This window comes from Rhizobium anhuiense bv. trifolii (assembly GCF_024346605.1).
In the GTDB taxonomy this organism is placed as follows: Bacteria; Pseudomonadota; Alphaproteobacteria; order Rhizobiales; family Rhizobiaceae; genus Rhizobium; species Rhizobium anhuiense.
On sequence record NZ_CP098803.1, the window covers coordinates 3,020,076 to 3,043,525 of the forward strand.

A 23,450-nucleotide genomic window follows, 5' to 3' on the forward strand; every position below is an offset into this window, starting at 1 on the left:
TTGGCTTAAAGCATATGGCCGAGACAAATTCCTACCCCGTGAGCTGCTAAAAGCCAGCTATGGACCTGCAATGTTCAAAATCTACTCACAGGCTTTCGACGGCAGCATTGTCGATGAGACCGGCAAGACGATCTTCTTTTCGTTCGAGAAATTTCAGGATGAAATTTGCAAGAAAGGTCATTGCTTTGTTTGTGGCGCGAAACCCGATAGGACCTTCAACGATGAGCATGTGATACCAAATTGGCTCCAAAGGCACTGTGGAATCCAGAGATTAACGCTCGATCTTCCGAATGGCCAAAAGGCGACGTACGGTACCTATAAAATTGCCTGCTGTAGCGGCTGCAATTCCTTACTCGGTGACATCTACGAAACGCCCATCAGCGAAGCCGTAAAGGGCGGCGAAAAAGCCCTTATCGAGTTCGTCCAGAACGGTGGGGCGTCGTTGTTAAGTGCATGGCTTACCTTGATTTTCCTTAAAGTACACCTGCGGGATTTCAGGAATCGCGTCTCCCCGGACAATCGAGCCCCCGCCGAAATGATTGGCGACAGCTACGAACTCCATCACCTGCATCATGTCCACGCCGTTGCACGCGCGATCACCGCCGGTGTGGAAATTGAACCGAATGTCTTCGGTACCTTGCACATACTTGGCATCGTTTCCACGGGCGATCTTTTCGACTATTGCGACAACCTAGAGGGAAGAACGCTACTTCTACAGGCCAACAACATCGCCTTCGTCTACGTGATAGATGACTGTGGAGCGACATCTGACATGCTGGTCAACCAATTGAGGATGCTTCCCCGCTCGCTCAACAGGGTTCAACTGCGTGAGGTTTATGCGCGGCACCTCGCCGCCAATTTGCATATCGTTGAAAGCCCGACGTTCGGCACGATAATCTCAAGGGAGACAGGGAGACCCGTGATCAAGGTCGAATTTCCGGAGTACAAAATCCACGACTACGACCCGAAGGTTTTCGGCGAAGTGTTTCGTAGCGCCTTGGGTAACCTGGCGTCGGATGTTGAAGTCGATGGCACGCGAGGAGCTTGCGGTTGAGATCATCGCAACCGGGCGAGTATCATCGCTTTTCGACGATCAGGGAAATCCGCGAAATTCGACCTGCCCGCCGCCGGTACTTCCTCGATCTCGATGACTTCAAGTCGCTGAGGTAGTTGGCCGTCGCTTGTATTGATCGCTTTGCCGATTGTCGACACACGCTTGTTACTGAATCGGTGACATATCTCTTCGCCGCTGCCCCGTTCGACAATGCATTCGATTCGAGCGTTTCCGCCGGGAATGATCCGCGTTCCCTTCCACGTCCGACCGAGATACTCGATCTTGCCGAGCACGCCGTTCACGCGCCAATCGCGCTTCTCACAAAATTCAGTTCCGCTTCAACCGTCTTGCGTTGATTGCGGTGTCGCTGGAGGCCTCTGACAGGTTGGGGCCATGTGCCTAAGGTTTCGATTGGCTGGGGTTTAATAGTACCGACAGTTTTGCGCCTGACGAAAGGTCAGCGTCGACGCTCGCATCTGCTCAGATGGGCAATACCCTGCGTACCGCGCTACCAAGATCGATTGCCCCAGGAGCCGATTTCCAGCTGTCCCAGCTGATGTGTGCCAGCCCGTTGGCCTGCTTGCGGGCCTGGTATAGCGGGAGGACGGCGGTTTTGGGCAGCATATAGGCCGCATGGAACTGGAAATCGCGGGTCCAGCGAATGCCGACGAAGCAATCTGCCTTTTCCAGATTATGCGTCTTCAGCGAGACACGCGGAAACGGTCCGTCGGTGCCCAGAATGCGGGATTTCACTTCGATCTTGCCGTGCTTGGCCGACAGCACATCGCTGCCTCGGTTGTTCCCGCCAACCACTTCGCCTTCTGTGGCGATAGCAACGAGCAGCTCGCTCAGAAGCTGATGGCTTATTTCCTGATAGCGTTTCAGGCATTCTGTCCGGCGTAGGACGTTGAACATCTCTGATGCATCGGCGACTGCGAATTCGTTCTTCAAAATGACCTCACTGTTGCGAATGAATGAGCTGGTGAGGCGTCTCCGAGCCCTCCTCGCCGTCTTCAATTACTGCGCAAGTATCTGATTTGTGGAGATAAATCACTGTATTTGAAACAGTTTCTCCGCATACCAGATGGGATAATGTCGGTGCTGCCATACCTGTTGCGGCCTACCGCTATTGCACATACCTTCACGCCATGACCCTTGGTCACGCAGTTGTCCTGCAAGGCCCGATTTATGACAGCGACGTCCTGGCTGCGCTGGTTGAGCGATGCCTGTCTGATGGTGTGGGCTCATCGCTATATCCGGTCGGAAGGCTTTCAAGCTGGAGGCCGAGGTCGACTGGCTGATAATCGGGGATGGAAGCGATCCGGCTCGATTCATCTGCACGTCGACACATTGCGATGACGACGATCAAATTGGGATCGAGGAAGCCCTATGTATCGCATCGTCTTTCGAACGACTAAAGGCGCAGTCAACCGCGCTTTCCTTCTTGGGAGGACGTGGATGAAGTGTCGGTCACCGCCATCATCGAGAGCTTATTGAGATCGATTGCAACCAGATACACTGGGCGGTTCCACCCCTAGTATCTTAAAGCAGCGAATATAATATCGCGTAAGTTTAACGACGCTGATTCGGATCACACTTGTTCACCGCCACGGCAGACACGATAGACGGCCTGCTGCGCCAGGTATTTCAGCAGCTTCTTTCGAACGACAGCCGAAACCGGCGAGTCGAGTCTCGCAAAGGTTTTAGTACAGAGACATTCGCAGCCTTACTTCAACTGACAAACCCCAGAGCACGCATCAGCCGTTCAATCGGCCGTTCCAAAATTACGAGCGCCCTGGGCGAGATGTCCTGGTATCTCATGGGCAGTGATGCCCTGCCCTTCATCAAACACTATCTCGACCGGTACGATGAATTCTCGGAGAACAAGGAAACGCTCAACGGAGCGTATGGGAAGCGAATCTTCGGCATCCGAAGAAAATACAAGGTCGGCGACAGAGTAAGGATCGGCACCGAGTGGCAGCGGATGATCGAGACGCTCAAGGAACGCCCCGGTTCGCGAAACGCCACGATCCAGCTGTTTTCGAATTCTGATGTGCGTCGCGATAGCCTCGATATTCCTTGCACCTGTAGCCTTCAGTTTGTGGTGCGGGACGGACTACTGGACTTGCAGGCTCACATGCGCTCCAACGACGCCTTCCTGGGTCTCCCCCACGATGTGTTCTCGTTCACGATGTTCCAGGAAATCGCAGCCCGGCAACTCGGCTACGAGGTCGGTCGCTACTTTCATTCGGTCGGCAGCCTCCACCTTTACGACGACACTGACGACCTGAAGCCCCGGAAAATGGCTCAGAGTTACATCGATGAGCACTATCTCGACGATGTCCCGATGACCGCCATGCCTACTGGTAATCCGTGGCCGAGCATCCGAGAGTTCCTCAAGGTAGAGGAAGCCTTGCGTCTCGGGCAGTTGGATGCGGAAATTCCCGGCTCGCTGGGGCCATATTGGCGAGAGCTTGCGGTGATGCTGAAAATCCACGCCAATTTGAAGGCTTCCGACGCAGCGGCCGTCATCAAGCACCATCTCGATGACCTCTCCCCCGCCTTCAAAACCCTTGCTATCGACAGATTGAAAAAGGTCCTGGGTGACGACCAGAGCGCCAAGCAGTATTTGAGAGGAAAATAGATTTTGATACGCGCGCACTACAATCGGCGGACACAGCTCGACGCGGCGATCACGGCGTACGAGCAAGCCCACGGCAAACTTGCAGGTCTCTCGACTGCGACACGAAAGAACACATGGCTTGATCAACTGATTTCCAGCCTCCGTCGTATCGAATACATGACAAGGCTGACGACAACCAAAATCGATCCGGCAAGGGAAAATCCGCACAATCCGCTATTCGACCCGATTAGGGCGGCGGCTCGGTTGGGAAAGCTCGGTAAACGCGATGAGGCCGTATGGATGGCTTTTGTCGCGACCCATTTCGGCAAGCACATTACCGACGAATGGAAGTTGGCAGCCAACGTGTTTGGCTCCTTTGGAGCTGGACCCGTCTGGGACGTCGCGACCTATGGAAAAAACAGGGCTGCTTTCGATAGCACGCTTGTTAAAAACCAGGCAGCTCTTGCCGACGCCAATCAATCTGGCCGCTTCTCGAACCACAGACAATATCAGTCAAAGAAGCCGAACATTATCACGTCGGTTTTCAGCAGCTACTACGATTGGCAGTTCAGCGCAGGCGGCTTCGCGCAGCTGATACAAAACACACACCAGCGCGTTGGCCAAAATCCAACCGAAGTGTTCGACGCACTGTACCGCTCTTTGAATGCGGTATTCGGCTTCGGACGCCTTGGAAAGTTCGATTTCCTGACCATGCTTTCGAAACTCGATCTCGCTCCGATTGATGCTGGAAGCGCCTACATCGTGGGAGCGACAGGACCGTTGTCCGGCGCGAAGCTGTTGTTCTACAACTCCACAGGCCATGCCGTCTCAGCGGGTCAGCTGTCGCCTCGCGTCGACGCGCTGGACAACTACCTCCAGACGGGCAAGCAAGTCATCGAGGACAGCCTCTGCAACTGGCAGAAGTCGCCGGACAAGTACGTGTACTTTAGGGGATAGGCGTCAGGCGGATTCTGGAACTAAAGCATCGTCAGCCCATCTATAGCGATGTTTCATGCGGGACAGCCGCCCCGGCGGAAGAGCCTGGGCTTTCTCCAGCTGGCCAACTATGATGCCTGCTGTCACGCCAAGATGGCGAGCCGCCGCCAATATCCTCTTGGGCACAGGGTTTCTCTTCAAGTCGTCCAGTGCCTCCGGCGATATCAGAAGCTGCTGAGCAAACTCATCAGCCTCGTCTTCTTTCACCGAACTCGTCTGAAGCGACGGATCGCCACCATCGACGTCAATGTGCTCTTCTCCATGCAGAACGACGTGGGCGGCTTCATGGAAGAATGTGAACCAGAAATGATCTTCAGAGAGATGGCGGAAGCTTAAGTGAATGACCGGGTGCCTGGAGCTTAGTAGCCAAGATGCTCCACTTGCCCGGCATCCTTCAGGAGCACGCGCCGTGGTGACGGCAACACCCACGGCCCGACACCCTTCGACCAATCGAGGGAGAAACGTCTTCGGATGCTTGAACGCAGATAGCCGTCGCAAACGGGGCAAAAGATCGGTGAACGCCTGCCTGTCGTAGTCCGGCAGATCGAATCGGTGAGCCTGGCGTTCCCCTGCCCTTAACCACACAAGGGTCGCCATCTCATTTGCCTCGAACGCAAATGAGGTCCGAAACGCGACTGCGCCAACACCCGATGAATACTTGGCATTCCAGGAAAGAAGGTCGTCACACCCGAAGAAGCTCAGCACGGACGACTTGATGGCCTCCTCACCACGGCTCGCGTCAACCCACCCGAACTTTCTCATTGAACGGATCGGCAGCGACTTGATCCAGTGGGATACGTCACCACTCTGGGGGGCCAGTCGGGACAATTCCTCGACATAGGTCTTGTCGCGGGCAAGCCAGAAGCGTGGCGTCGAGCCCAGATTTTCCGAGAGCGCGGAAGCGAGCTGTCCGTCGATCCGGCTTCGACCGTCGATCAGAGCCTGTAGCTGGTTCTCGGAAATGCCCAGACCAGACGCCATCTCATCGAAGGGTATCTCCTTCGCATCCATCAGGCGCACAATCGTTGCCCCAGGTGCAGAAGCCCAATTTGGCTCAAAGCTCATACGACGACCTCTTGATCGCGATTTATGTTCCGCAGCAAAACCCGATGAGCGCTTTGCCAGTCATTCCCTAACGGTTGAACCATCAAGGCAGTTCGATCCCCGATATCGAAGGAAACGAGAAGTCCCTCACTCGTATCGTGAACAATCGGCACGCCAGGCACCTCTCCGAGAAAGTCGGCTTCTCGAAGGTCGGCAATCAAGCCTTGAAAGCTGGTCGCACGTTGCGGGCCGAGTAGCCGCCGCGCGACCTCTCTGTCCAGTGTTACTTGCTGAATGCCTGGGGATAGATAAGAAAACTGCAAATCGATCTGGCCCGAATGTCACTGATCACACCCCCCAAGCGATTTTTTGCGACGACCATCGAGTTGAACAAAGGGAATCAGTTTTGTACCGGATCATGGTTACACTTCAGTTAACCATGATCAACCGTAAGTTCATTGGAATTCGCGCCGATCTAAATTGTTGTAGAGTGCAGGGAGTCGCGGAATCTCTGGGCTGGCGGTTACGGCGCTATTTAGTGACGAACCACGCGCTGCACATCACCCTGCCGCAAGATGAGCAATTCGGCTCTCGAAATCTGGCATCTGAAAGATTTCCCGTTAGGGAGATGCAAACCTCGGCTCGGTCCCTAATTCAGCTTTTTCAGCGCGAGGCAATCGAGCGCTTCATTTCTGCTCCAAACCGTTATTCCCTGTCCTTTAATATGAGGTACTCCGGCGGACACCAGTTTATCGTGCACCCGTTCGCCTGATTGGCCATGAAGCCTTTGCAGGCACTCAAGCTCAAAGCTGAACACGGAACTATTTCTGGCTTCCGAGAAGCTCGAAACCGTGAGCCGATTGCTCATGTGAAGTGATTTGATTCCCATGGTTGCAACGCCTCGCGACTTACCCATGAACATCGCCACGTCTAGAACGGTTAGCGAAACGCTTTCCAAACCTAGATTCCTCGCAGACCGACCAACAACAGCACACAGGCTCTCTAAGTTCTCGACGAAAATATCATACATAAATCCTCGGGTAGACGCAGGCCCCAGGGAAACGACAATTTCCTCGGCGAGAATGGCTTTGACTATGTCCGAAAACCTAGCAGATAGAGTTTGGTCGAAGGTGAAACGCGCGGTTGAAAGCCGCGTCCCACCGTGTGACCTGGCTTTGATACCAGCTAACAACCTTGCCAAATCGACCTTTCGCGAAGGACATCGCGGCACTATGCCAAGAGATTGAAGGTCCGGCGCGAGATCATCCAGAAATCCATCCAAATGCAAATCTATCACATCGGTCACAGACAAACCTAGCGTCTGCGCTCGTTGCCGGATTGATTTAATGGTTCTTGCGAGTTGTATGACGACCTCGGGGCTACACCCAAATTCACTCCTTGGTTCCGATATCGGTGTGGCCCCGAGTTCGGAAGCGTGGAACCGTTGTAGGTCATCTGTATTAAGACCAGATCGATGACCGGATGGTGAGAAAATTGCTGAGCGACGATCACGAACACGTAGGAAATCCTGTAGTCTTAGACGGGTGGCACGCGTTAGCTGAGCATCTTTGCAGAGATTTCGCAGAGCGTCGGATTGATCGTTTTGAAGACCATCCATCAAATCTGTAAAACCTGCGGGCCAGTTTAGAACGGCCCGTCCAGCGCTTTCCAAATGTTCATTCTCAACCGATGTTATCGCTCCCCGTTGCCCCTTCTGGAACCTCTGGCACTCCATCGCGAGCCTTACAATGAACTCAAAAATCTCGCCTCTGGTGCTCGCCGGGTAAATCGTCGGCCATTTTTGAGCAAACTCAGGTTCCGAGACCACCGGGTTGACGGTGTCGGTGAAGAATTTTAGCGCCTCTTCATCTTGTGTATTGACCTTTGATTGTGGAAAATCGCGTAGGTCAGCCTTGCAGTGCTCGCAACGTGACACCCCGAACGATATTGCCCAGCCAAGGGGACGTGTGCAGACCGGGCAATGGTCCAGAAGTGCTTCCATGGTTTCGGTGTCAAACGATATCCATCGGACGGCCCAGATTGCCCGCTGATACTCATTTATCCTTAATGCCAGAGGCGAAACGCGGCGACGGCGCGTAAAATAAGATCGACGGATGGTCTGTCCAAAGAATGACACATAAATCCGCGAGCCCGTCTGCGGTTGCGACAGCATGCGTTTCAAGTCTTCGGAATCTCTCCGTATTCCTAGCACGTCAACGAGGCTGTCGATCTCTTGTGATGCCGCGATTGACGTTAACGCCGACAGGCTTCGAAAGGATCGCGCTTTCGTTAGCTCGACGGCAACTTTAGTGTACGCGTGGCCGTTGATCGATATACCTCGGAGGGTAGCGTCCCTCAGATGTTCCCCAGGGTTCAACTCTATCGGAACGGCCAGAACGCTGCCAAGTTTTCGGATACGACGATTGTAATAATCGCTATCAACGGCCCAGCCTTCAGGCCACTCGCTCACTACGGGCCTCTTTTTTTCGCTTAAATGGATTAAAACCGATGAAATCATCTTCGGGTACGGAAGATAGGCGAGGCATCTTACTGATGTAATCGTCAACAGCCTGCGAAAGATGATCCGCCCCTACACGGGGTGACTTTGCTTTGGACGCGATGATTGCAGCGTCTCGAATTAAGTTAGACAACACGCCGTATCGGCCCCGACACGCCAGGAAGAGATGCTGACTGAAGTCAGTCAGATCGCATCGGTCGTCAAAGACGCCGTTTTCCGCCAGAAGAACATCAAGGGCTTCCAAATACTCTTGAAACTCTTCGATATCTTCGGGGTCTTCGAGCCGTGGGAACTCGATTTCATCACTCCGATGTGCAAGCTGTTCCTCGTTGAGAATAGAAGTACGCGCGGATGGGACGCCGACAAAAAGCATGGGCATGCCCCGCTCCAACATAAGTCGAATTGTCGCTTGCGTTCGACTTGCCTCTCGCGCGGCCTTGGCGTCCTCTCGTTTCGACAAATTGTCGAAACTATCCAGAACTAAAAGCTCGGTTTGCAGAGCATGCATTTGTTCCTCTGCTTTCTCGATGCGGTCATCGACACTGCCCCTTGCTGGCAGAGGATCGCCCGTTGCTTTCAGTAGAGCCGAGGCAAAAGCGCCAAGGTACTCTGACTTAATTTTCACGTATATGACCTTTTTCTGTAAGCGTATAATGGCCTCGTCGCTGACCTCTGGAGCGAACACGCTAGTTCTTCGAAACTCCGGTATTAAATAGCTGTGCAAGTAGTTGTGGTATACCGCATGTGTTTTCCCAGATTGGGAAGGAGCCAGCAGGTGACCGGCACGAGCTTCGAAGCCAAACCCTAAGATGCGTTTCTGTTCCCTAAGCTGTTCCATTGCCTTCATCGCCGTTTCCGCCCGTGAATGTGGTATGATCCACTTCTTGAACATAACGATGATTTGGGCTTGCGATCTTCTACCGGTCACGCCTTCCTCCTGTTCATGCTACCGATCTAGATTCAGCTTCTGACGCACTCTCGCTAGCAGAGCCGCTTTGTCTTTGACCTGAAAACGGTCAGGTGATCCGGAAAGATTCGCTACCACCTCGTTCTTATCAAACATCTCCGCTTCCGTGTTTTGGGGGTCGTTTAGTTTGTTACTTTGTCGCAAAAGCTTCTGAGCTTCTGCGTTTTTCGCCTTCGCCTTATTTGCCTTGCGTGCCGCAGAGCCGCGCTGAACGCCTTTTCGAGCGATCATCGGGGTTTTCGCAGAGTGAATGGCGAGGCGTTGGGGAGAATCCCGCCCTTCCCGCTCGATGGCGGCCACAAGCGGGTGCGGAGCGATTTTTTGAAGCAGCTTTCCACGGTTGATATCGACCTGGGCACTCGGGAAGAATTCTTCATTCGCGGCGTTGTTTTCGATCCGCCCCACATGTTCCTGTGCGAATGACCCGATCTTCGTTTCATCGAAGTTCGGGAGGGGGTCATAAGTTTTGCGAGCGTAATTATAAATCTGTATTTCGGTGACCGGGTCCCGTTCATCGACTGCCCGTATTCTGACGGGGATCGATACTGACTGGTTTTTCCTGTAGCCAGTGAGCGGCTTCTCGTTCAGGTAGTAGAGATCGCTGATCAGTCTGCTCGTAATCAGCGGATGATGAAATCTCTGGTTTCCGACGCGAATTCCGGAACGCGTCAGGCGACGCTCGACGGTTTTATTGAACGCCTCATCAATTTGCTGCATGTCGTCAATCAGCGGACGGCGGAAAAATTCGTACGCTTCCATCCACTTTCGAGCGGGAGCCATCTCGATACCATCGTGAACCTCTACGTGGTAGACATTCACGATATAGTCCCAGAGAATCTCCTGAGCCTCATCGAGTGTGAATCGCGCAAACTCGCGTGGGTCTTCGCTCCGCAGACGACCTGGTCGCCCTCGAACTCCACCGTGCGCTTGGTGCCAAACCTGAGTATTCAAGGTACCGAAGGCGCGTTCAACGATGGACTTGGTCTCTGGATTTTTGACAGCAGCAAAAGATACCGTCAAACCGACAGAAAACGCGGTCATTCTCATCGACTGCCCCACGTTGGCCAAGTCGTTATCGACGAGCATACGACGAAACTTGCCAAAACCGTCGCATGCGAATGCCAGTGACGGGTTTGTGGCCAAATGGCTGAGAAAACGTTTCGGTTTGACCGTTTGCTTGAGGCCCTCCATCAGCGTGTACAACGACGGACTTTCCCAAGTCAGATTTGCGGCCAAGATCATACGGCTATAGACGTCCACAACGAGAACAAGCCACGGCCGAAGCGTACTCTCGCTGACCTCACCATATTCGTCGAGAACAACGACATGGAGATCGATCTGCGTGTGGTCCATCACAACGCATTCGAGTGGCCTCTTCGCGCTCAGGTGGTGAACGACACCACCCGACTGGCGGTTTGCAACGGTGCGCCCTTCTTTGCGGGCAATACTTTCGGGCGTTGCCGCCATTCGCAGCCAACGCAAGATCGTAGAGCGAGGCGGTATTTCAAGCACCCCTTCATGTGAAGATTCCCGTCTCTTGCTCTCTTTGGCTATCTCCGCTCTGAACCAACCGATTGCAAAGGGCTCGGTCACGATGGGATCGCTAAAGCTGTAGTAAAGCTCAATCAGCTGAGCTTTCTTCTCCAGGATGAATTGATCCCAAAGGTTTGACCTGCGGTCACCACCAGCACCGTTCAAAAAAAGGTGCAACGGCCTATAACCGGAGAAACCGATTTCACGACAGAGCGCAATAAGAGTGCTCGCACCTGGAGCCTTTGAGAGCCCGAGTTTCCGGTGCTCTTCAGCATGCGCCTTTATGAATAAACGGATTTTATCAATTGACCGACTGATCCCAAGATCGTCAATGCACGTCACATAATACTTTTGAGTCACAGCCTTCAGATATTTGCGCTTCCGCGCCGCAACCGTTTTGCTGTCCCCCACGGCGGGCGGGTCGAAGGCGTCGGGCTCGATTGCGGGTCTATGAGCTTCCGCCGCTTTGAACCGCACCGCCTTTCCGTTACCGCGCATCAACAAAAAGTCAGCCCGGGAAACAACGTATCGCGAGGCCGTGTCCCGCCTTTTGAAAACGATGTTGCCGTCCGACTTCGATTTTACGAAAGTTGCCACGAACTTATCCCGCGCAACTGTGAAGGAATAACTCTCCCCCGGGTCAATATCGAGCTGGCTAAGAGCTAACATCAGGGCTCTAAGCCTCAACCCGGTCGACGATGTTTCGCTGTATCGTCCGATCCACGCGTTCCATGGAAGAAAACGCCGCGCGTTTTCCTGTGTAAAGTCCGTCGCCCGTCTCCACGGGCGAAAATTCACATGGGTGGATATCAAGCTGCGCAGCCATCTCTCACTCCTGTTGCGCGAACCGCGCCATTGCCTGACGTTGAGGTCCTAGCAGAGGAGGCATTGCGACTGTCGTCAGATGCTCACGCATCAGCGGGTCGCTTGAAAAATCGGCCCAGATGAGACCTTTGATATGGAGGTAGTTGGTAATTTCTCGACCTAAGGGCCCGCCCCCGACCGCCTCCATCATGGCCGCGTATGTGGTAAAGCCGCCGTTTTGTTCGAGATGCTGCAGGGCGAGACGGATAGCGCTGTGGTCAACAATAGCCGATTCATCCATCAAGATACTAGGCAGATGATCGCAGTTTATGTCCGCACTCAAGCAATCGTCTAATATGAAATAATAGTATCCATACCGATAATATAGATCACTCGCCTCTTCTAATTTCTCAATATATTCTTGCGACTCATTGCCTCGGCCGTTTTTGCATTCGAGCACGACGGTGATCAACGGATCGTCAACTGCCCGTCTAGCAGCCATTTTCAAAGCAGTCTTAACGAAGGGTACGCCGTCAAGAAGCTGTTCGACGAACCACAATGGAACCACCGCCTCGATATCCGGCGTGTATTCACGCTTTTTACCGTTCACCCTGAACTCTAAGAGATGGGGCTGAGCCATGTAAGTCAGCACCGAAATCGAGATGTCCAGTAAGAACATGGTCGCCAGCTCTGAATTCGACTCGGCTGGCAGGATCATATTTCCCGCCTTAGGTGCCGGATGCAGGTGCGTGGTATTGCTCTTTAATCCAGTAACCGGGAACCTGGTCGGACCTCCATCCGCAGCTCTGAACATTCGAACATCAGGACCAAGCTGAACGCAAACCGAGGAAATGCCTCTTTTAAGCCCCATTGCCGTTCCTCCGAAATGACATCAAGCGGACTTTCGTTTAAAATCGCCCAAAGGCTGATTTAACAGGTACGAATCGATCCCGTTAATCAGTAGCAGACATACCGATACGAGTCACGGCAAGCCGGTTAAGAATTTGGATAACCCATATGATGCAGACGGCCAGGTTCATCAACGCAGACGACAGCGCTCCGCGCTCTGAGCGAATTCGAGAGATAGAATTGGATACGTCCACCAGAGAGGCGCTACGAGAAGCGATACGGATTAATGCCGCAGAAATGGACCGCTTGCGACGGGCGTTGAAGGAGCGAGAAGTGCGAGCAGCTCACCTCCGACAGGCCGCAGAAGCCATGGAAGAGGCTATCGAGCGAGAAATTGCCGCTCCGGAACCGAAAGTGACTGTTCCTGCAGATTTTTGTCAACGCCAACGCGAAAGGCGTGGCAGCGTTGCTTGGGCTGCACGACGTGAGAGTTATTTGATCCTGAAGCGTGTGGGACGCCCAATGACGCGCAACGAGCTATTTAAAGAGTTAACGGATGTTGGCCTGAAATTTAATTCGAAGGACCCTCTTCAAACGATCACCAAAATTCTCTCAGGTGCTAAAGACGAATTTCTGTCGACAGGTGATGGCTACTGGCTGCAACGCGAACCACGCATAGACGTTGAGGCCTGACGATCCGGGTTCCTCAAGGCATTGTTTTGCATAAGTTGTTCGTCACATGATGCCGCTTCGTGAAGCGAGGGACGCAATCATAATGTTGACATACCATTAAACTCTATGGCTGTCCTCTTATGAACTTTCATTTCCTTTTAAATGCCCTTTGGAAGGCAGGTTCAGAAAGGAATCATCCCACTTAGAAGCTCCCTTTTCGAGAACATCTCCTTAAACGGGGTCAGTCGATAAGGACCGCCACAAGGTCCAGCCGCATCACATTTCCTTGCCTAGAACACCCATAAACTGCTCGCTTCTTGTCGAGAAATGCGGCCACACCTGAAGAGAGTTTCGTGAAAACCTTTGTTCCGACGTCGTGCGGGTCCAAGAATGTGCTCGAACTCACTCATACGGTATCTCACGGCCGCGCCTGCATTGCTTCAGAGACCCTCCACCAGCCGTGGTCAGCAAGCGGCCGAGCCGAGAATGATCTCTCACAAACAGGCTTTTGCTGCCCCAGACTGCTCTACAAAAAGCCGTCTGATGTTGCTGATCGATAGCTTAACCTCCCCCAATACGAAGAACATACCCCTGTTTATCCGGAGCCCGGGGTCGGCAGCTGGCGTCTAGAAAATGGCGTGGTTTGTACTAGCGGAAACTTCGATTCAGTCCGTGAATCCATGGCATCTTCAACCGTGGAAATGGGGTCATACAGCTTCGCACTGCCAAAATGCACACCAGATAGGGCGTCCAGAACCACGAGGTAACAATACCATTTCTTGATTCATTACAGTTAGTTGATCAAAGACAATGGATGTTTGTACTTAAATTTTCCCGTGTTTGTACCCAATTTGAATGGACTGGATAGATGTCGAGGCCAGCTTAAGGCCGCCGGGCACGCTCCGATCATTCAATATCTCTGATGTTATCCATAAGCCCTATTCGTTTGAATGATGAGTTGTCTGGGGCCATATTGGCATTACGGACATGGACGAACCTCCCATCGATCCCCATGTCCTTGACCTAAGAAAGGAACCGGAAAATGACCACGCTCACCTATCGGGGTGGTGGCAAGACCCTCACCTCCAGCGACAGCCGCTTCGATCTGGCACATTATGCCCGCAAGCTCGTGCTCGCCTGGACACGCTGGCAGACGGCCCGCGAAATCGAAGCTATGCCTTTCGACATCCGCAAGGACATCGGCTGGCCGAGCACGGACGACAGCAAACACCGGACCATTTAATGAATGCGACATTCTTCCCAAGATAGGGGCGGCGTCTGCTTCGCGCAACGCCGCCTTTTTCGTCTTCCGAATTCCCGAATCTGCTTGTCGATTGTCGTTCGCCTTGCCGGCATTGGATGGCCCCGCAACTGCATATCAGGCGCAAACGCGCTGAGGCAGCTGGGAGCCCGCATCATACTTTCCCAATTACTCCCACCGGCTAATTCTATCGGTTTTCCTTGTAAACGCGGAAGCGAATGACTTCGCGCGGAATTGGAGCAGTTTCAGGCGACCCTGGACACTGCGCGTGTAAACAAGTTCCGAATAACCGACGTAACGATTCCAGTGCTGGGCGAAATATATGGCATCCTCCCTTTTCCGACCGATGATCGACGGGACTGCATGATAATCCACCCGGTTCAGCCGCCAGAATTTTGACGACCTGACGAGAATGTAGCGGGGATTCTGTGGGGGAACGAGGACTTCCCGTAGAGCGTCGAGAAAGCGGGACCGCTCAATTGTCGTGGCGCCCTCAAGCCGGCAGTAAATTATGCCGTTTTGGTCGAGCGTCGCCTCGACACTCACATTTCCCAACTCTGTCGTTATGACGCCCATATGATGCAGCGTCTCCAGAACGGTTATTCCCACTTGCTTCATGCTCCCTTCCAGGGAGCCGTTCCGCAGCAACAACAGACTGGCTTTGAGTGCGCCCGGCAAGCAGAAGATGGCCAGTAATGCGAACATAACGAACAGGACCAACTCCAGTTGTTGGAGCGATCGGATGTGCGTGACGCGAAAGCTGTGCAAGAATCCGTTCAAGATCATGCCGGCGAGTGCGGCGCTGTGCGCAAACAGAAACTTTGTCGTATTCCAGTTAACTAGCCCCTTGGGGGCATAGTTGCTCTCCAATGTTTCTTGCATCCTCGCAACGGCGCGTTTGCTGTGCAGCGCACTATGCCAGCGGGATCTCAGTGATTTGCGGTCTGCAGCCCTCCGTTCCATCATTTTGTTGATGTCATCAACACCGCGCGCATTCCATTTGGCAGTACCCAGCATCAATCGTTGAAAACCGCTTTGGATCACCGGAGGCTCGCCAAAGGACAAAGCCTCAAACGCGTAAAATCGGCGTTTCAGCGCATCGACGTCGCTGCCCAAGTCTATTGTCATCGTGTCATAGGGATCGGGCGCTTTTCTATCGGTCGATTTCCTCCCGAAGCGCAGCGGTATTCTCTGCTCGAGCTTTTCAGGGTCGATGACCGCCAGATGCCAGACGTTCGCAGCCTTCTGAGGGCTTCGAGGATCAATGCGAATGGCACGACCGCGCATCTGATTGGAGAGTACGTATGATCCCACCGTACTTGCCAGGATCAAAGTGTTTACGGACGGTGCGTCCCATCCTTCACCCAGCAAAGCCTGGGTGCCGACCAGGGCCGTGATCCCGCCGCGACTGAACAGTTCGGTGATTATATGGACGATATTGCGGCTCGGCTCGCCGCAGAGTTCAACGCTCAGAAAGCCAGCATCGAATGCCGCCTGCTGATAACGGATGTGTTCGGCAGCGATGCCAAGACGGTCTGCGATCTCGTCAAGAATCCCTTTTGATTCCGCCGGAATGACAACCAGGCTCCCCGTCAGAATTCCTACCTTGAGATCAAGTTCTGACCGCCGCAGCGTCTCGAAGATTGGCACGACGCCCATTCTCTCGATGGGCTGAAGGTCCGTGGGGGCAGTGGGCAGCGCATCCTTCCTTATATAGTCGGAGAGGATAACCATACGGAGTTCGTCACGCATCGACGCGCTTTCGAGCCGGGCAATATCGACGATCGCGTTGAGCTTGCTCACGCTTGATACCAGCAGCTTCTGAACCGATCGTGGATCAGTCAGTCGCACTCTGGCGTGCTCCACTGCCCTAATTTCCCTCAGCCTGTCTTGCTGGCAGCGGATTGCCTGTTCAGCTTCTTCGAAATCACTGCGATAGGTGTAGATAGCGCCGTTCAGCAATACCTCTATCCATTCAAGCGTCAAATCCGGTACTTCACGCGCCTTGACGCCGAGAATGTCGAGAGTCGACTGCGGCATGTCGACATATTGTGATTTCAGGAAGATCAGCATGCTGGAGAAAAAGCGTGCATCGTCCAGTATATGCTCCACATTCTCGATCGGCTGCGTAATCCATGGATGGCGCAGAATTGCCTCCTTGAATTCTGCACTCTCAAGCAGCGTTTCGATGAAGTCTCCGATCTGCGCACGAAACTCGGCCAGCTTCTGTGCTTCCAGCGCACTCGGCAGGCTGAAGTGGACATAATCCTGATGCGGGCAAAGATCGCCTTGCAACACAAGTTCCGGCACGGAAATTTCACCGTCGATCGGCCCGCAAAGCGCCTGATAGCGGTCCCATTCCTGAGGATCTACATCATAAGGAGGCGTCGCTGTCAGCGCGACGACTGTGGGCTGACCTAGTGCTTCCTTGAGCATCGTCAGGGCCTTCCACCACTCGTTTCTAAGATGGTGCGCTTCATCGAGCACAAGGGTGCGAACCTTCTCCTCGCGCAGCTTCGCGATGATTTTCTTACTCGCCTTCTCCGTTTCCTGCTTGCCTGGTTCACCGACTTGCGCCCCGTCGCTGCCCTCCTCTTCACCGTCGGGAATTTCTTCTTCGGACGGATGGCCCGAGAACGCCGCATGCAGAGCTTGATAGGTGATGATCGTGACGGTTCCGGGCGCTCTCACATCGTGGGAAATCCATTCCGGTTCGGCAAGGTCGGCGGGCAGGAACATCGTGCGCAGCCGATGCGCCCATTGGTCCCGGATGGTCTTGCTCGGAGCCAGAATCAAAGTCGCCTCACCGAGCCTGCACATCACTTCAAGACCTAAAACCGTTTTACCGGAGCCGGGTGCCGCGACAATATGCAATCCGTCATCGCCTAAGAGATTTGCAAGATCATCAAGTATCTTCTGCTGATATGCTCGCCACGTGCCCTGAAAAGCGAGGTCCTTCATTTAATGCTGCCTTTTGGATTAAATGCGACGAGTCGTTGTGGAACCTGCGACTAAAATACTCTTCGGGAAACACAGCACCATCTTGGCGTGGGTCATGCAGCGCCAGTTATGCTTCCGCATGCCTTTTGGCTAAATTTCAACGACAGCGCAATGACATCAGCTGGCTGTAATGAATGCGACATTCTTCCCAAGATAGGGGCGGCGTCTGCTTTGCGCAACGCCGCCTTTTTCGCGGCCTGACTGTCCATTCCCAAGCCCTTTTCAGTCTTGAGTTTCAGTCTCCCGTGAATCTGTCATCTGCGCTGTCCCCGGCCATCCCGATAGTTTGACCGGCCCAAACGTGGGCTATGTCGCATATTTGCTCTTCCCGGCCGCATTTTTCCATGCCAGTGTCGCTTTCAGGACATCGGCGCGACGCATTCCGCGCAACGAATGTGTCATCGCCCCTCGAGCATGGATTTCGCTATGAATAGGATGCAGATCAAGAAGCGTTCACTGGTCTTCTTTATGGTACCGCAATTCACCATGCTGCCCTTTTCGGCGGCCGTGGACACGTTGCGCATCGCCAATCGCATGCTCGGCTATCAGGCCTATACCTGGCGGCTGACCTCTGTCGACGGGGAAAAGGTCTATTCTTCCTGCGGCATCGGCGTCGAGGCCAATTCCTCGCTTGCCGAGGAACGTCGCCATCTCGGCGGCGAAAACCGGCCGGGCATGGTGCTCGTCTGTTCCGGCATCGATGTCGAGCAGTTCAACAACAAGTCGGTCAATGCCTGGCTGCGTGAATGCTACAATCGCGGCGTTGCCGTCGGCAGCCTCTGTACGGGCGCGCATGTGCTTGCCCAGGCCGGTCTCCTGAACGGCAAGCGCTGTGCCATCCACTGGGAAAACCTGCCGGGCTTTTCGGAAGCCTTCCCGCAGGCGGAGGTCTATGCCGATCTCTACGAGATCGACGGCAATCTCTATACTTGCGCCGGCGGCACCGCCTCGCTCGACATGATGCTGAACCTTGTCGGCGAGGATTTCGGCGAAAGCCTCGTCAACCGCATCTGCGAGCAGCACCTGACCGACCGCGTGCGCAACCCGCACGATCGCCAGCGACTGCCGCTGCGCGCCCGCCTCGGCGTGCAGAACGCCAAGGTGCTGTCGATCATCGAGCTGATGGAAGGCAATCTCGCCGAGCCGCTGTCGCTGATCGAGATCGCCGATGGTGCCGGCCTCTCCCGCCGCCAGATCGAGCGGCTGTTCCGCCAGGAGATGGGCCGCTCGCCGGCCCGCTACTATCTGGAAATCCGCCTTGACCGCGCCCGCCACCTGCTGGTGCAGTCCTCGATGCCGGTCGTCGAGGTCGCCGTCGCCTGCGGCTTCGTCTCGGCCTCGCATTTCTCCAAGTGTTATCGCGAACTCTACCATCGCTCGCCGCAGCAGGAGCGCGCCGAGCGCAAGATGACCATGGCGACCGCACGGCAGGCAGTTGCCGCCTGAGGCTATAAGAAGGCCGTCGCCGCTTGAGACGTTGGGAAAAACCTGTCGCCGTCTGATGTGAAAGGCGGCGGCTTCACCCCCGCGCTGGGATGGCGTTATTGCGCCGCCTCTTCCGTCATTCTGGCGTCGGAATAGACCTGGTTTCGGCCGCGGTGTTTGGCCATGTAGAGGAACTGGTCGGCGGCGTTGAGGTAATTCTCGAAAGTCTCGTAACCGCCGATTTCGGCAATGCCGATCGAAATCGTAACACCGAGTTCCTCGTCGTCGGCCGTAACCTTCAGCCGCGAAATGTCCGAGCGGATCTCGTCGCAGAGCTTGGTCGCAGCAGCGGAATCCATCTGCGGAAAGAGGATGGCGAATTCCTCGCCCCCGAGGCGCGAGAGAAGATTTTCGCTGCCTTCGAAGATCGTAAACAGCCTGTTTGCGACAGCCTTCAGCACCTTGTCGCCGATCTCGTGGCCATAGGTATCGTTCAGCCGCTTGAAATGGTCGATATCGAGAATGGCCACGGAACTCGGCACCTTCAGCCGCAGGCACTCGTTCACCAGCTTCGGGCCGTTGTCGTAGAAATAGCGGCGGTTATAGAGGCCTGTGAGATAGTCGCAGGCCGCCGCCGCCCGCAGCTGCCGCATCTGCGCCAGCGTCTCGGCATTGTTGGCGATGCGGCATTGCAGTTCCTCGGCGACAAAGGGCCGGTAGACGAAATCGCTGGCGCCGGCCTTGAGGAAACTCGCCGAAAGCATGCGGTCGTTGGAGGCGGAAACGCCGATGACACGCAGCCTGTCCGAACCGAAGCGATGGCGGATGCGCCGCGTCAGCTCGTAGCCGCTCATATCGGGCATGTGGTGGTCGGTGACGACGAGTTCGATATCGCTGTAGGCCTCGAGCGCTGCCAGCGCCTCGAGCCCCGAACTTGCCTCGACGACGAGATATTGCTGCGCCTTCAGCAGGTCGACGAGCACCTGGCGCGCCGAGGCGACATCGTCGACGACGAGCACCCGCGTCTTGCGGTTGGAGATCGCCCGCCGGACGGTGGCGACCAGATTGTCGAGCGCGAATTCATTGTCCTTCAGCACGTAATCGATGACATTGCGCTCCATGATCTTGTTGCGCGTGTTGAGATCGAATGTCGCGGTAAAGACGATCGCCGGGATATCGTGCTCGATCGTGCAGTCGAGCGCCTCGCCATAGGGCGAATCCGGCAGGTTGAGATCGACGACGGCCATGGTGTAGCCGTGACCGTCCTCGGCAAGTTCTTTGCGAAGAGCCTTCAGTGACGGGCAGGATTTGACGGCAAGGCCGAGCTCGGTCTGGAACCGGTGACAGAGCACGGCAGAAAACATCCGGGAATCTTCAACCAGAAGTATTTTTAGCCCGCCGGAGCGGAGCCCAATGCCATCTCGCTGAAAATCCGCTTGAAACGCCACAGCCGCTATTCCCCCATACGTCCGACGGGCTCGACTCGGCCCTCTCCCCGGGGCGGACGATAGCCGAGAGGCTTATGCGCGTGAAGGGGACAAATGAAAGCGACATTACCTCTAATTGCAAAAATTCGACGACTGTCCCCGACAGTCGCCTCCGCCCCCCTGCCGATACCGATGCCGGAAGAGCCGTCAGGCAACCGCCCGCTCCTTGCGCATCGATTGAATTTGCAGCAGCGTATCGAGGTTCTGGTTGACGCGGCAGTAGAACTCCTCGTCGATGAAGGGGCGCAACATGAAATCATTGCCGCCGGCCTTCAGGAATCGTGCCGAAAGCAGCCGGTTCGACGAAGAGGAAACGCCGATGATGCGCAACTCATGCGAGCCGATATTGGAGCGGATGCGCCGCGTCAGCTCGAAGCCGTCGATGTCGGGCATGTTGTAATCGGTAATCATCAGGCCGATATCGCGATTGGCCTTCAGGATCTCCAGCGCCTTGCCGCCGTTCTCGGCGACGCTCACACGGAAATTGTAACGCTTCAGCCGGCTCGACAGCAGGGCGCGCGCCGTCGCACTATCGTCGACGATCAGCACATGGTGGCGATGATTGGTCAGGAACCGGCAGATCGATTCCGCCAGAAGGTCGACGGCGAAGATATTGTCCTTGAGGATATAATCGACGATGTCCTTGGCCATCAGCTTGTCGCGCATGCCTTCGTGGAAGGTGCCGGTAAAGACGATGGTCGGGATGGAAAGATCGACCAGATACTCGAGCGCTTCGCCGTTTTCGGCGCCGGGCAGGTTGATGTTCGAGATCGCCAGCGTGATCGGATCGGAAGACTTGTCGTAGGAAAACTGCAGATCCTCGAAGCTGCGGCAAATCTCGACATCAATGTCGAACAGCTCCTTGAGGCGTTTGCTGATCATCGAGGTGAATACGTTAGAATCTTCCGCGACAATAATGCGCGCGCCAGCAAACATTTCCCCGGAATATTGCATCCCCGAAATACCTAGAAACGCCATAGCAAACCTTTGATGTAAAATCTGTCCCCGGATCAAATCGATACATCAATTGATTTGAATAATTATTAATCAGCGCGCCGGGATATGAAGCGAAGAAGCGGCCCGATGGGATCGCCCCCGATTTCCTGCAGATATGCTTAAGAAATCAGCCGCGAAGCACCGCACTCTCGGCATCGAACGGGCTTTGCCGACAACGTCACATTACGAGGATCGCCATGCCGCAGCTTGTTCCCCTCATAATATAGCCTTAGAGGGGCTGGACGGACTTGCGACAGGATTTCCGCCTTGCTTTCCAAAGCGTCTTCGTTGCCTCGTGCAGATCTCAGCAATGGAGCCCAGGCTATTCAACACGACCTGACCGGGTGGACGCCTGATCTGGCAAGGGCCCTCCGGGGTCATCCCTGGATGCCCAGCGCTTAATCCATACCTGACGGCAAGCCAAGCGAGCGCAGGAAATGCGCCTCGATCGCGCGCAGCAATTGGGCGCGGGCAGCCGGCGTCTCGCCGATGCCGGGCTGATTGACCACACCGTGCAGGGCATTGAACAGGAACACCGCCGTGAAGCCGGGATCGTCGACCGACCAGGCATTCTCGCCAGCGCCAGCGGCAAGCAGTTCGTTCAGATGGTCGATCAGGATGTTGCGCGAAAGTCCTTCCTTCGTTGCGGGGGGTGCCGCCACGAAGGCGAGATGATGCAGCCCGGCCGCGTCGAGATAACCGGTGGCGCATGCCGTCGACCAGGCCGCCAGCTTGCCGTGCCAATCCTCCTGCCCTCGTCCTTCGATCGCCGCGACGATGCCATCCAGCACGCTTTGCACGAAACGGGCGCGCAGCGCCTGGAGAACATCGGCCTTCGAGGAGAAGTGCAGGTAGAACGTGCCCTTGGCGACCCCGGCCCCCGTCGTGATCTCCTCGATCGTCGTCTGCTCCAGGCCCTTTTCCAGAAAAAGCCGCTCGGCCGCGATCATCAACTCGTCGCGCCGCTCTTCGGCGGGCTTGGTTCTCGGTTTTGAAACAGGATCGGCCGGCATCGACGGGACTGCTCCACTCTCATTGACGGCGCGCGGGATCGGTCCTGTGCAGGTAGCCGGTAAACACGTCGCGCATTGCGGTGCTCTCGATATCAGGCAGCAGGCGACCGACTTCACCGCGATGATAACCGCCATGCGTCACCACATGGGCGAGCATCTCTTCGCGGGACATGCGCCCGCGTCCGCCATCGGTGAAGGTGAAGTCGACGACCTCCTCCATTTCCTGAAGGCTGATCCGCGAGGTGTAATCGATATACCAACGGTCGGTATCCCGGATATCGGCCGACAGCTGCGCCAAAGGCGGCGTTTCGCTGCTCCAGCTCGCCGCGTAGGTATGACCCAGCCCCTGAAGATTGGCAACGAAGATGCGATCGACGAGATGAGCGTGGTTGAGCACGCGAAGCGCCGACCGAAACGCGTCGGAAGGCGCGTCAGCTTCGAGCGCGTTCAAAGCATCGAGAAGCTCATCGTCGACGCTGGCTTTGTATTGGAACAGAGAGTTCAACAGGGTCTGCGCGCTCATTGCGATCTCCGGGCGTGAAATGGATGCCGCCTGTAGTAGCCGACAGTCTCGATTTATATGACTGACTGGTGGTCAGTCAATATTTTTTCAATTTCACTGCTACCTCTGCTCTGCCGCGATCTCATGAGTTTTACGCGCAGCAGCCGCTCTTTGCCGCGGCCGGACCGCAGCAGGCGGCTGCCCTGCTGCTTTCCTCCGCCAGCCAGCGGTCGCGCGGCTTGCAGCTTGCCGGCCGCGGCGATAGCTCGACATGCATGGCGCCGGCGCTGAGAATCGGTCTCGCGGCGCAATAGAGCTGCATCGGCCGCACGCCGTCACTGACCTCGAAGGTGAGCTTGGCCGAACCGTCGAGCTGCACATGCTCCGTCACCTTGCGGATGATGGAATGGAACTTGCCGGCCGGCATATGTGCGCGGTCGCCTTCCTCGATGTCCCAGAGCTGGATGAAGATCTCCGCCCATGCCTCGGGATTGGCGCCGCAGTCGAGGCCTGAGAATTGGCCCGCCTTGACCTCGGTGACATGATAGCCGGGCTTTACCGGCTTGCCGTCGTAATAAAAAATCAGCGGAGAATCCTTGGCGCCGCCAAGCATCTCGAGCAGCAGGCCGAGATCGATGTCGTTCTCTTGAATTTTGCTGTTGTCGATGATCTTCATATCAGTTAATCCTTGCTTCAACAGTTCAAG

The 23,450-nt window shown here is 55.2% G+C and carries 20 protein-coding genes; 6 read left to right on the forward strand and 14 right to left on the reverse strand.

Translation table 11 applies throughout. The features are described from left to right. Nucleotides 1-70 precede the first annotated feature (70 nt). On the forward strand, nt 71-1,054 hold the full coding sequence (locus tag NE851_RS23645; RefSeq protein WP_254958142.1) for a hypothetical protein: 984 nt from the start codon (nt 71-73) through the stop codon (nt 1,052-1,054). A gap of 2 nt (nt 1,055-1,056) precedes the next feature. Here the strand turns inward: NE851_RS23645 and NE851_RS23650 are convergent, their stop codons facing one another. Then, entirely contained in the window at nt 1,057-1,356 is a 300-nt protein-coding gene (locus NE851_RS23650; RefSeq protein WP_254958144.1) for a hypothetical protein, read from the reverse strand. Nucleotides 1,357-1,534: 178 nt separating this feature from the next. Next, nucleotides 1,535-2,005: a hypothetical protein gene (locus NE851_RS23655; RefSeq protein WP_183907335.1), complete on the reverse strand. Its 471-nt coding sequence runs from the start codon at nt 2,003-2,005 to the stop codon at nt 1,535-1,537. Between the two features lie 646 nt (nt 2,006-2,651). Here NE851_RS23655 and NE851_RS23660 point away from each other — a divergent pair. Both NE851_RS23660 and NE851_RS23665 read left to right on the forward strand, forming a co-directional pair. Next, nucleotides 2,652-3,698 (forward strand): thymidylate synthase, encoded by a 1,047-nt coding sequence (locus tag NE851_RS23660; RefSeq protein WP_183907337.1) that lies wholly within the window; start codon nt 2,652-2,654, stop codon nt 3,696-3,698. 3 nt (nt 3,699-3,701) lie between these two features. Beyond that, nucleotides 3,702-4,634 carry an alpha-glutamyl/putrescinyl thymine pyrophosphorylase clade 3 protein gene (locus NE851_RS23665; protein WP_183907339.1) on the forward strand — a complete coding sequence of 311 codons (933 nt, stop codon included), beginning with the start codon at nt 3,702-3,704 and terminating at the stop codon, nt 4,632-4,634. 3 nt (nt 4,635-4,637) lie between these two features. Here NE851_RS23665 and NE851_RS23670 read toward each other — a convergent pair whose 3' ends face one another. From NE851_RS23670 to NE851_RS23695, 6 genes are all read right to left on the reverse strand, one after another. Then, nucleotides 4,638-5,738, reverse strand: coding sequence for an ImmA/IrrE family metallo-endopeptidase (locus NE851_RS23670; RefSeq protein ID WP_183907348.1), 1,101 nt, complete (start codon nt 5,736-5,738; stop codon nt 4,638-4,640). 628 nt (nt 5,739-6,366) lie between these two features. Further along, nucleotides 6,367-8,187, reverse strand: coding sequence for a hypothetical protein (locus NE851_RS23675; protein WP_254958147.1), 1,821 nt, complete (start codon nt 8,185-8,187; stop codon nt 6,367-6,369). Further along, on the reverse strand, nt 8,171-9,163 hold the full coding sequence (locus NE851_RS23680) for a TniB family NTP-binding protein (protein WP_183907352.1): 993 nt from the start codon (nt 9,161-9,163) through the stop codon (nt 8,171-8,173). Before NE851_RS23680 ends, NE851_RS23675 begins: the two co-directional genes overlap by 17 nt. An 18-nt stretch (nt 9,164-9,181) precedes the next feature. After that, the gene (locus NE851_RS23685) at nt 9,182-11,404 is read right to left on the reverse strand and encodes a TnsB C-terminal domain-containing protein (RefSeq protein WP_254958150.1); all 2,223 of its coding nucleotides are present in this window, start codon (nt 11,402-11,404) and stop codon (nt 9,182-9,184) included. Between the two features lie 7 nt (nt 11,405-11,411). Continuing rightward, the gene (locus NE851_RS23690) at nt 11,412-11,561 is read right to left on the reverse strand and encodes a hypothetical protein (RefSeq protein WP_183844932.1); all 150 of its coding nucleotides are present in this window, start codon (nt 11,559-11,561) and stop codon (nt 11,412-11,414) included. A gap of 3 nt (nt 11,562-11,564) precedes the next feature. Further along, nucleotides 11,565-12,257 carry a hypothetical protein gene (locus NE851_RS23695; RefSeq protein ID WP_183844931.1) on the reverse strand — a complete coding sequence of 231 codons (693 nt, stop codon included), beginning with the start codon at nt 12,255-12,257 and terminating at the stop codon, nt 11,565-11,567. Nucleotides 12,258-12,556: 299 nt separating this feature from the next. On the opposite strand from NE851_RS23695, the gene NE851_RS23700 reads away from it, so the two are divergent. Beyond that, entirely contained in the window at nt 12,557-13,081 is a 525-nt protein-coding gene (locus tag NE851_RS23700; RefSeq protein WP_183844930.1) for a hypothetical protein, read from the forward strand. 1,021 nt (nt 13,082-14,102) lie between these two features. Continuing rightward, on the forward strand, nt 14,103-14,303 hold the full coding sequence (locus NE851_RS23705; protein WP_132572089.1) for a hypothetical protein: 201 nt from the start codon (nt 14,103-14,105) through the stop codon (nt 14,301-14,303). 186 nt (nt 14,304-14,489) lie between these two features. On the opposite strand, the gene NE851_RS23710 is transcribed toward NE851_RS23705, so the two are convergent. Then, on the reverse strand, nt 14,490-17,282 hold the full coding sequence (locus NE851_RS23710; RefSeq protein ID WP_132572092.1) for a DEAD/DEAH box helicase family protein: 2,793 nt from the start codon (nt 17,280-17,282) through the stop codon (nt 14,490-14,492). Between the two features lie 465 nt (nt 17,283-17,747). Between NE851_RS23710 and NE851_RS23715 the strand changes: the two genes are divergently transcribed. Then, on the forward strand, nt 17,748-18,767 hold the full coding sequence (locus NE851_RS23715; protein ID WP_018242426.1) for a GlxA family transcriptional regulator: 1,020 nt from the start codon (nt 17,748-17,750) through the stop codon (nt 18,765-18,767). Nucleotides 18,768-18,862: 95 nt separating this feature from the next. Here the strand turns inward: NE851_RS23715 and NE851_RS23720 are convergent, their stop codons facing one another. The 5 genes from NE851_RS23720 to NE851_RS23740 all read right to left on the reverse strand — a co-directional run bounded on the left by NE851_RS23720 (nt 18,863) and on the right by NE851_RS23740 (nt 23,420). Continuing rightward, nucleotides 18,863-20,194 (reverse strand): diguanylate cyclase, encoded by a 1,332-nt coding sequence (locus NE851_RS23720; protein ID WP_047610311.1) that lies wholly within the window; start codon nt 20,192-20,194, stop codon nt 18,863-18,865. 186 nt (nt 20,195-20,380) lie between these two features. After that, nucleotides 20,381-21,211, reverse strand: coding sequence for a response regulator (locus tag NE851_RS23725; protein WP_047610313.1), 831 nt, complete (start codon nt 21,209-21,211; stop codon nt 20,381-20,383). 416 nt (nt 21,212-21,627) lie between these two features. Beyond that, nucleotides 21,628-22,242 carry a TetR/AcrR family transcriptional regulator gene (locus tag NE851_RS23730; protein WP_063475083.1) on the reverse strand — a complete coding sequence of 205 codons (615 nt, stop codon included), beginning with the start codon at nt 22,240-22,242 and terminating at the stop codon, nt 21,628-21,630. 19 nt (nt 22,243-22,261) lie between these two features. Beyond that, a complete protein-coding gene (locus NE851_RS23735) occupies nt 22,262-22,765 on the reverse strand; it encodes a DinB family protein (RefSeq protein ID WP_063475084.1) in 504 nt (167 codons plus the stop codon). A 130-nt stretch (nt 22,766-22,895) separates the two neighbouring features. Further along, nucleotides 22,896-23,420 (reverse strand): DUF6428 family protein, encoded by a 525-nt coding sequence (locus tag NE851_RS23740; RefSeq protein ID WP_097542351.1) that lies wholly within the window; start codon nt 23,418-23,420, stop codon nt 22,896-22,898. Nucleotides 23,421-23,450 lie beyond the last annotated feature (30 nt).

Excerpts from the sequence above, each read along its gene's own strand:
- NE851_RS23645 (WP_254958142.1), top strand. The coding sequence starts at position 71 with ATGTTCAAAATCTACTCACAGGCTTTCGACGGCAGCATTGTCGATGAG.
- NE851_RS23670 (WP_183907348.1), bottom strand. The coding sequence starts at position 5,738 with ATGAGCTTTGAGCCAAATTGGGCTTCTGCACCTGGGGCAACGATTGTG.
- NE851_RS23685 (WP_254958150.1), bottom strand. The coding sequence starts at position 11,404 with ATGTTAGCTCTTAGCCAGCTCGATATTGACCCGGGGGAGAGTTATTCC.
- NE851_RS23690 (WP_183844932.1), bottom strand. The coding sequence starts at position 11,561 with ATGGCTGCGCAGCTTGATATCCACCCATGTGAATTTTCGCCCGTGGAG.
- NE851_RS23695 (WP_183844931.1), bottom strand. The coding sequence starts at position 12,257 with ATGATCCTGCCAGCCGAGTCGAATTCAGAGCTGGCGACCATGTTCTTA.
- NE851_RS23700 (WP_183844930.1), top strand. The coding sequence starts at position 12,557 with ATGATGCAGACGGCCAGGTTCATCAACGCAGACGACAGCGCTCCGCGC.
- NE851_RS23705 (WP_132572089.1), top strand. The coding sequence starts at position 14,103 with ATGACCACGCTCACCTATCGGGGTGGTGGCAAGACCCTCACCTCCAGC.
- NE851_RS23710 (WP_132572092.1), bottom strand. The coding sequence starts at position 17,282 with ATGAAGGACCTCGCTTTTCAGGGCACGTGGCGAGCATATCAGCAGAAG.
- NE851_RS23715 (WP_018242426.1), top strand. The coding sequence starts at position 17,748 with ATGAATAGGATGCAGATCAAGAAGCGTTCACTGGTCTTCTTTATGGTA.
- NE851_RS23725 (WP_047610313.1), bottom strand. The coding sequence starts at position 21,211 with ATGGCGTTTCTAGGTATTTCGGGGATGCAATATTCCGGGGAAATGTTT.
- NE851_RS23730 (WP_063475083.1), bottom strand. The coding sequence starts at position 22,242 with ATGCCGGCCGATCCTGTTTCAAAACCGAGAACCAAGCCCGCCGAAGAG.
- NE851_RS23735 (WP_063475084.1), bottom strand. The coding sequence starts at position 22,765 with ATGAGCGCGCAGACCCTGTTGAACTCTCTGTTCCAATACAAAGCCAGC.
- NE851_RS23740 (WP_097542351.1), bottom strand. The coding sequence starts at position 23,420 with ATGAAGATCATCGACAACAGCAAAATTCAAGAGAACGACATCGATCTC.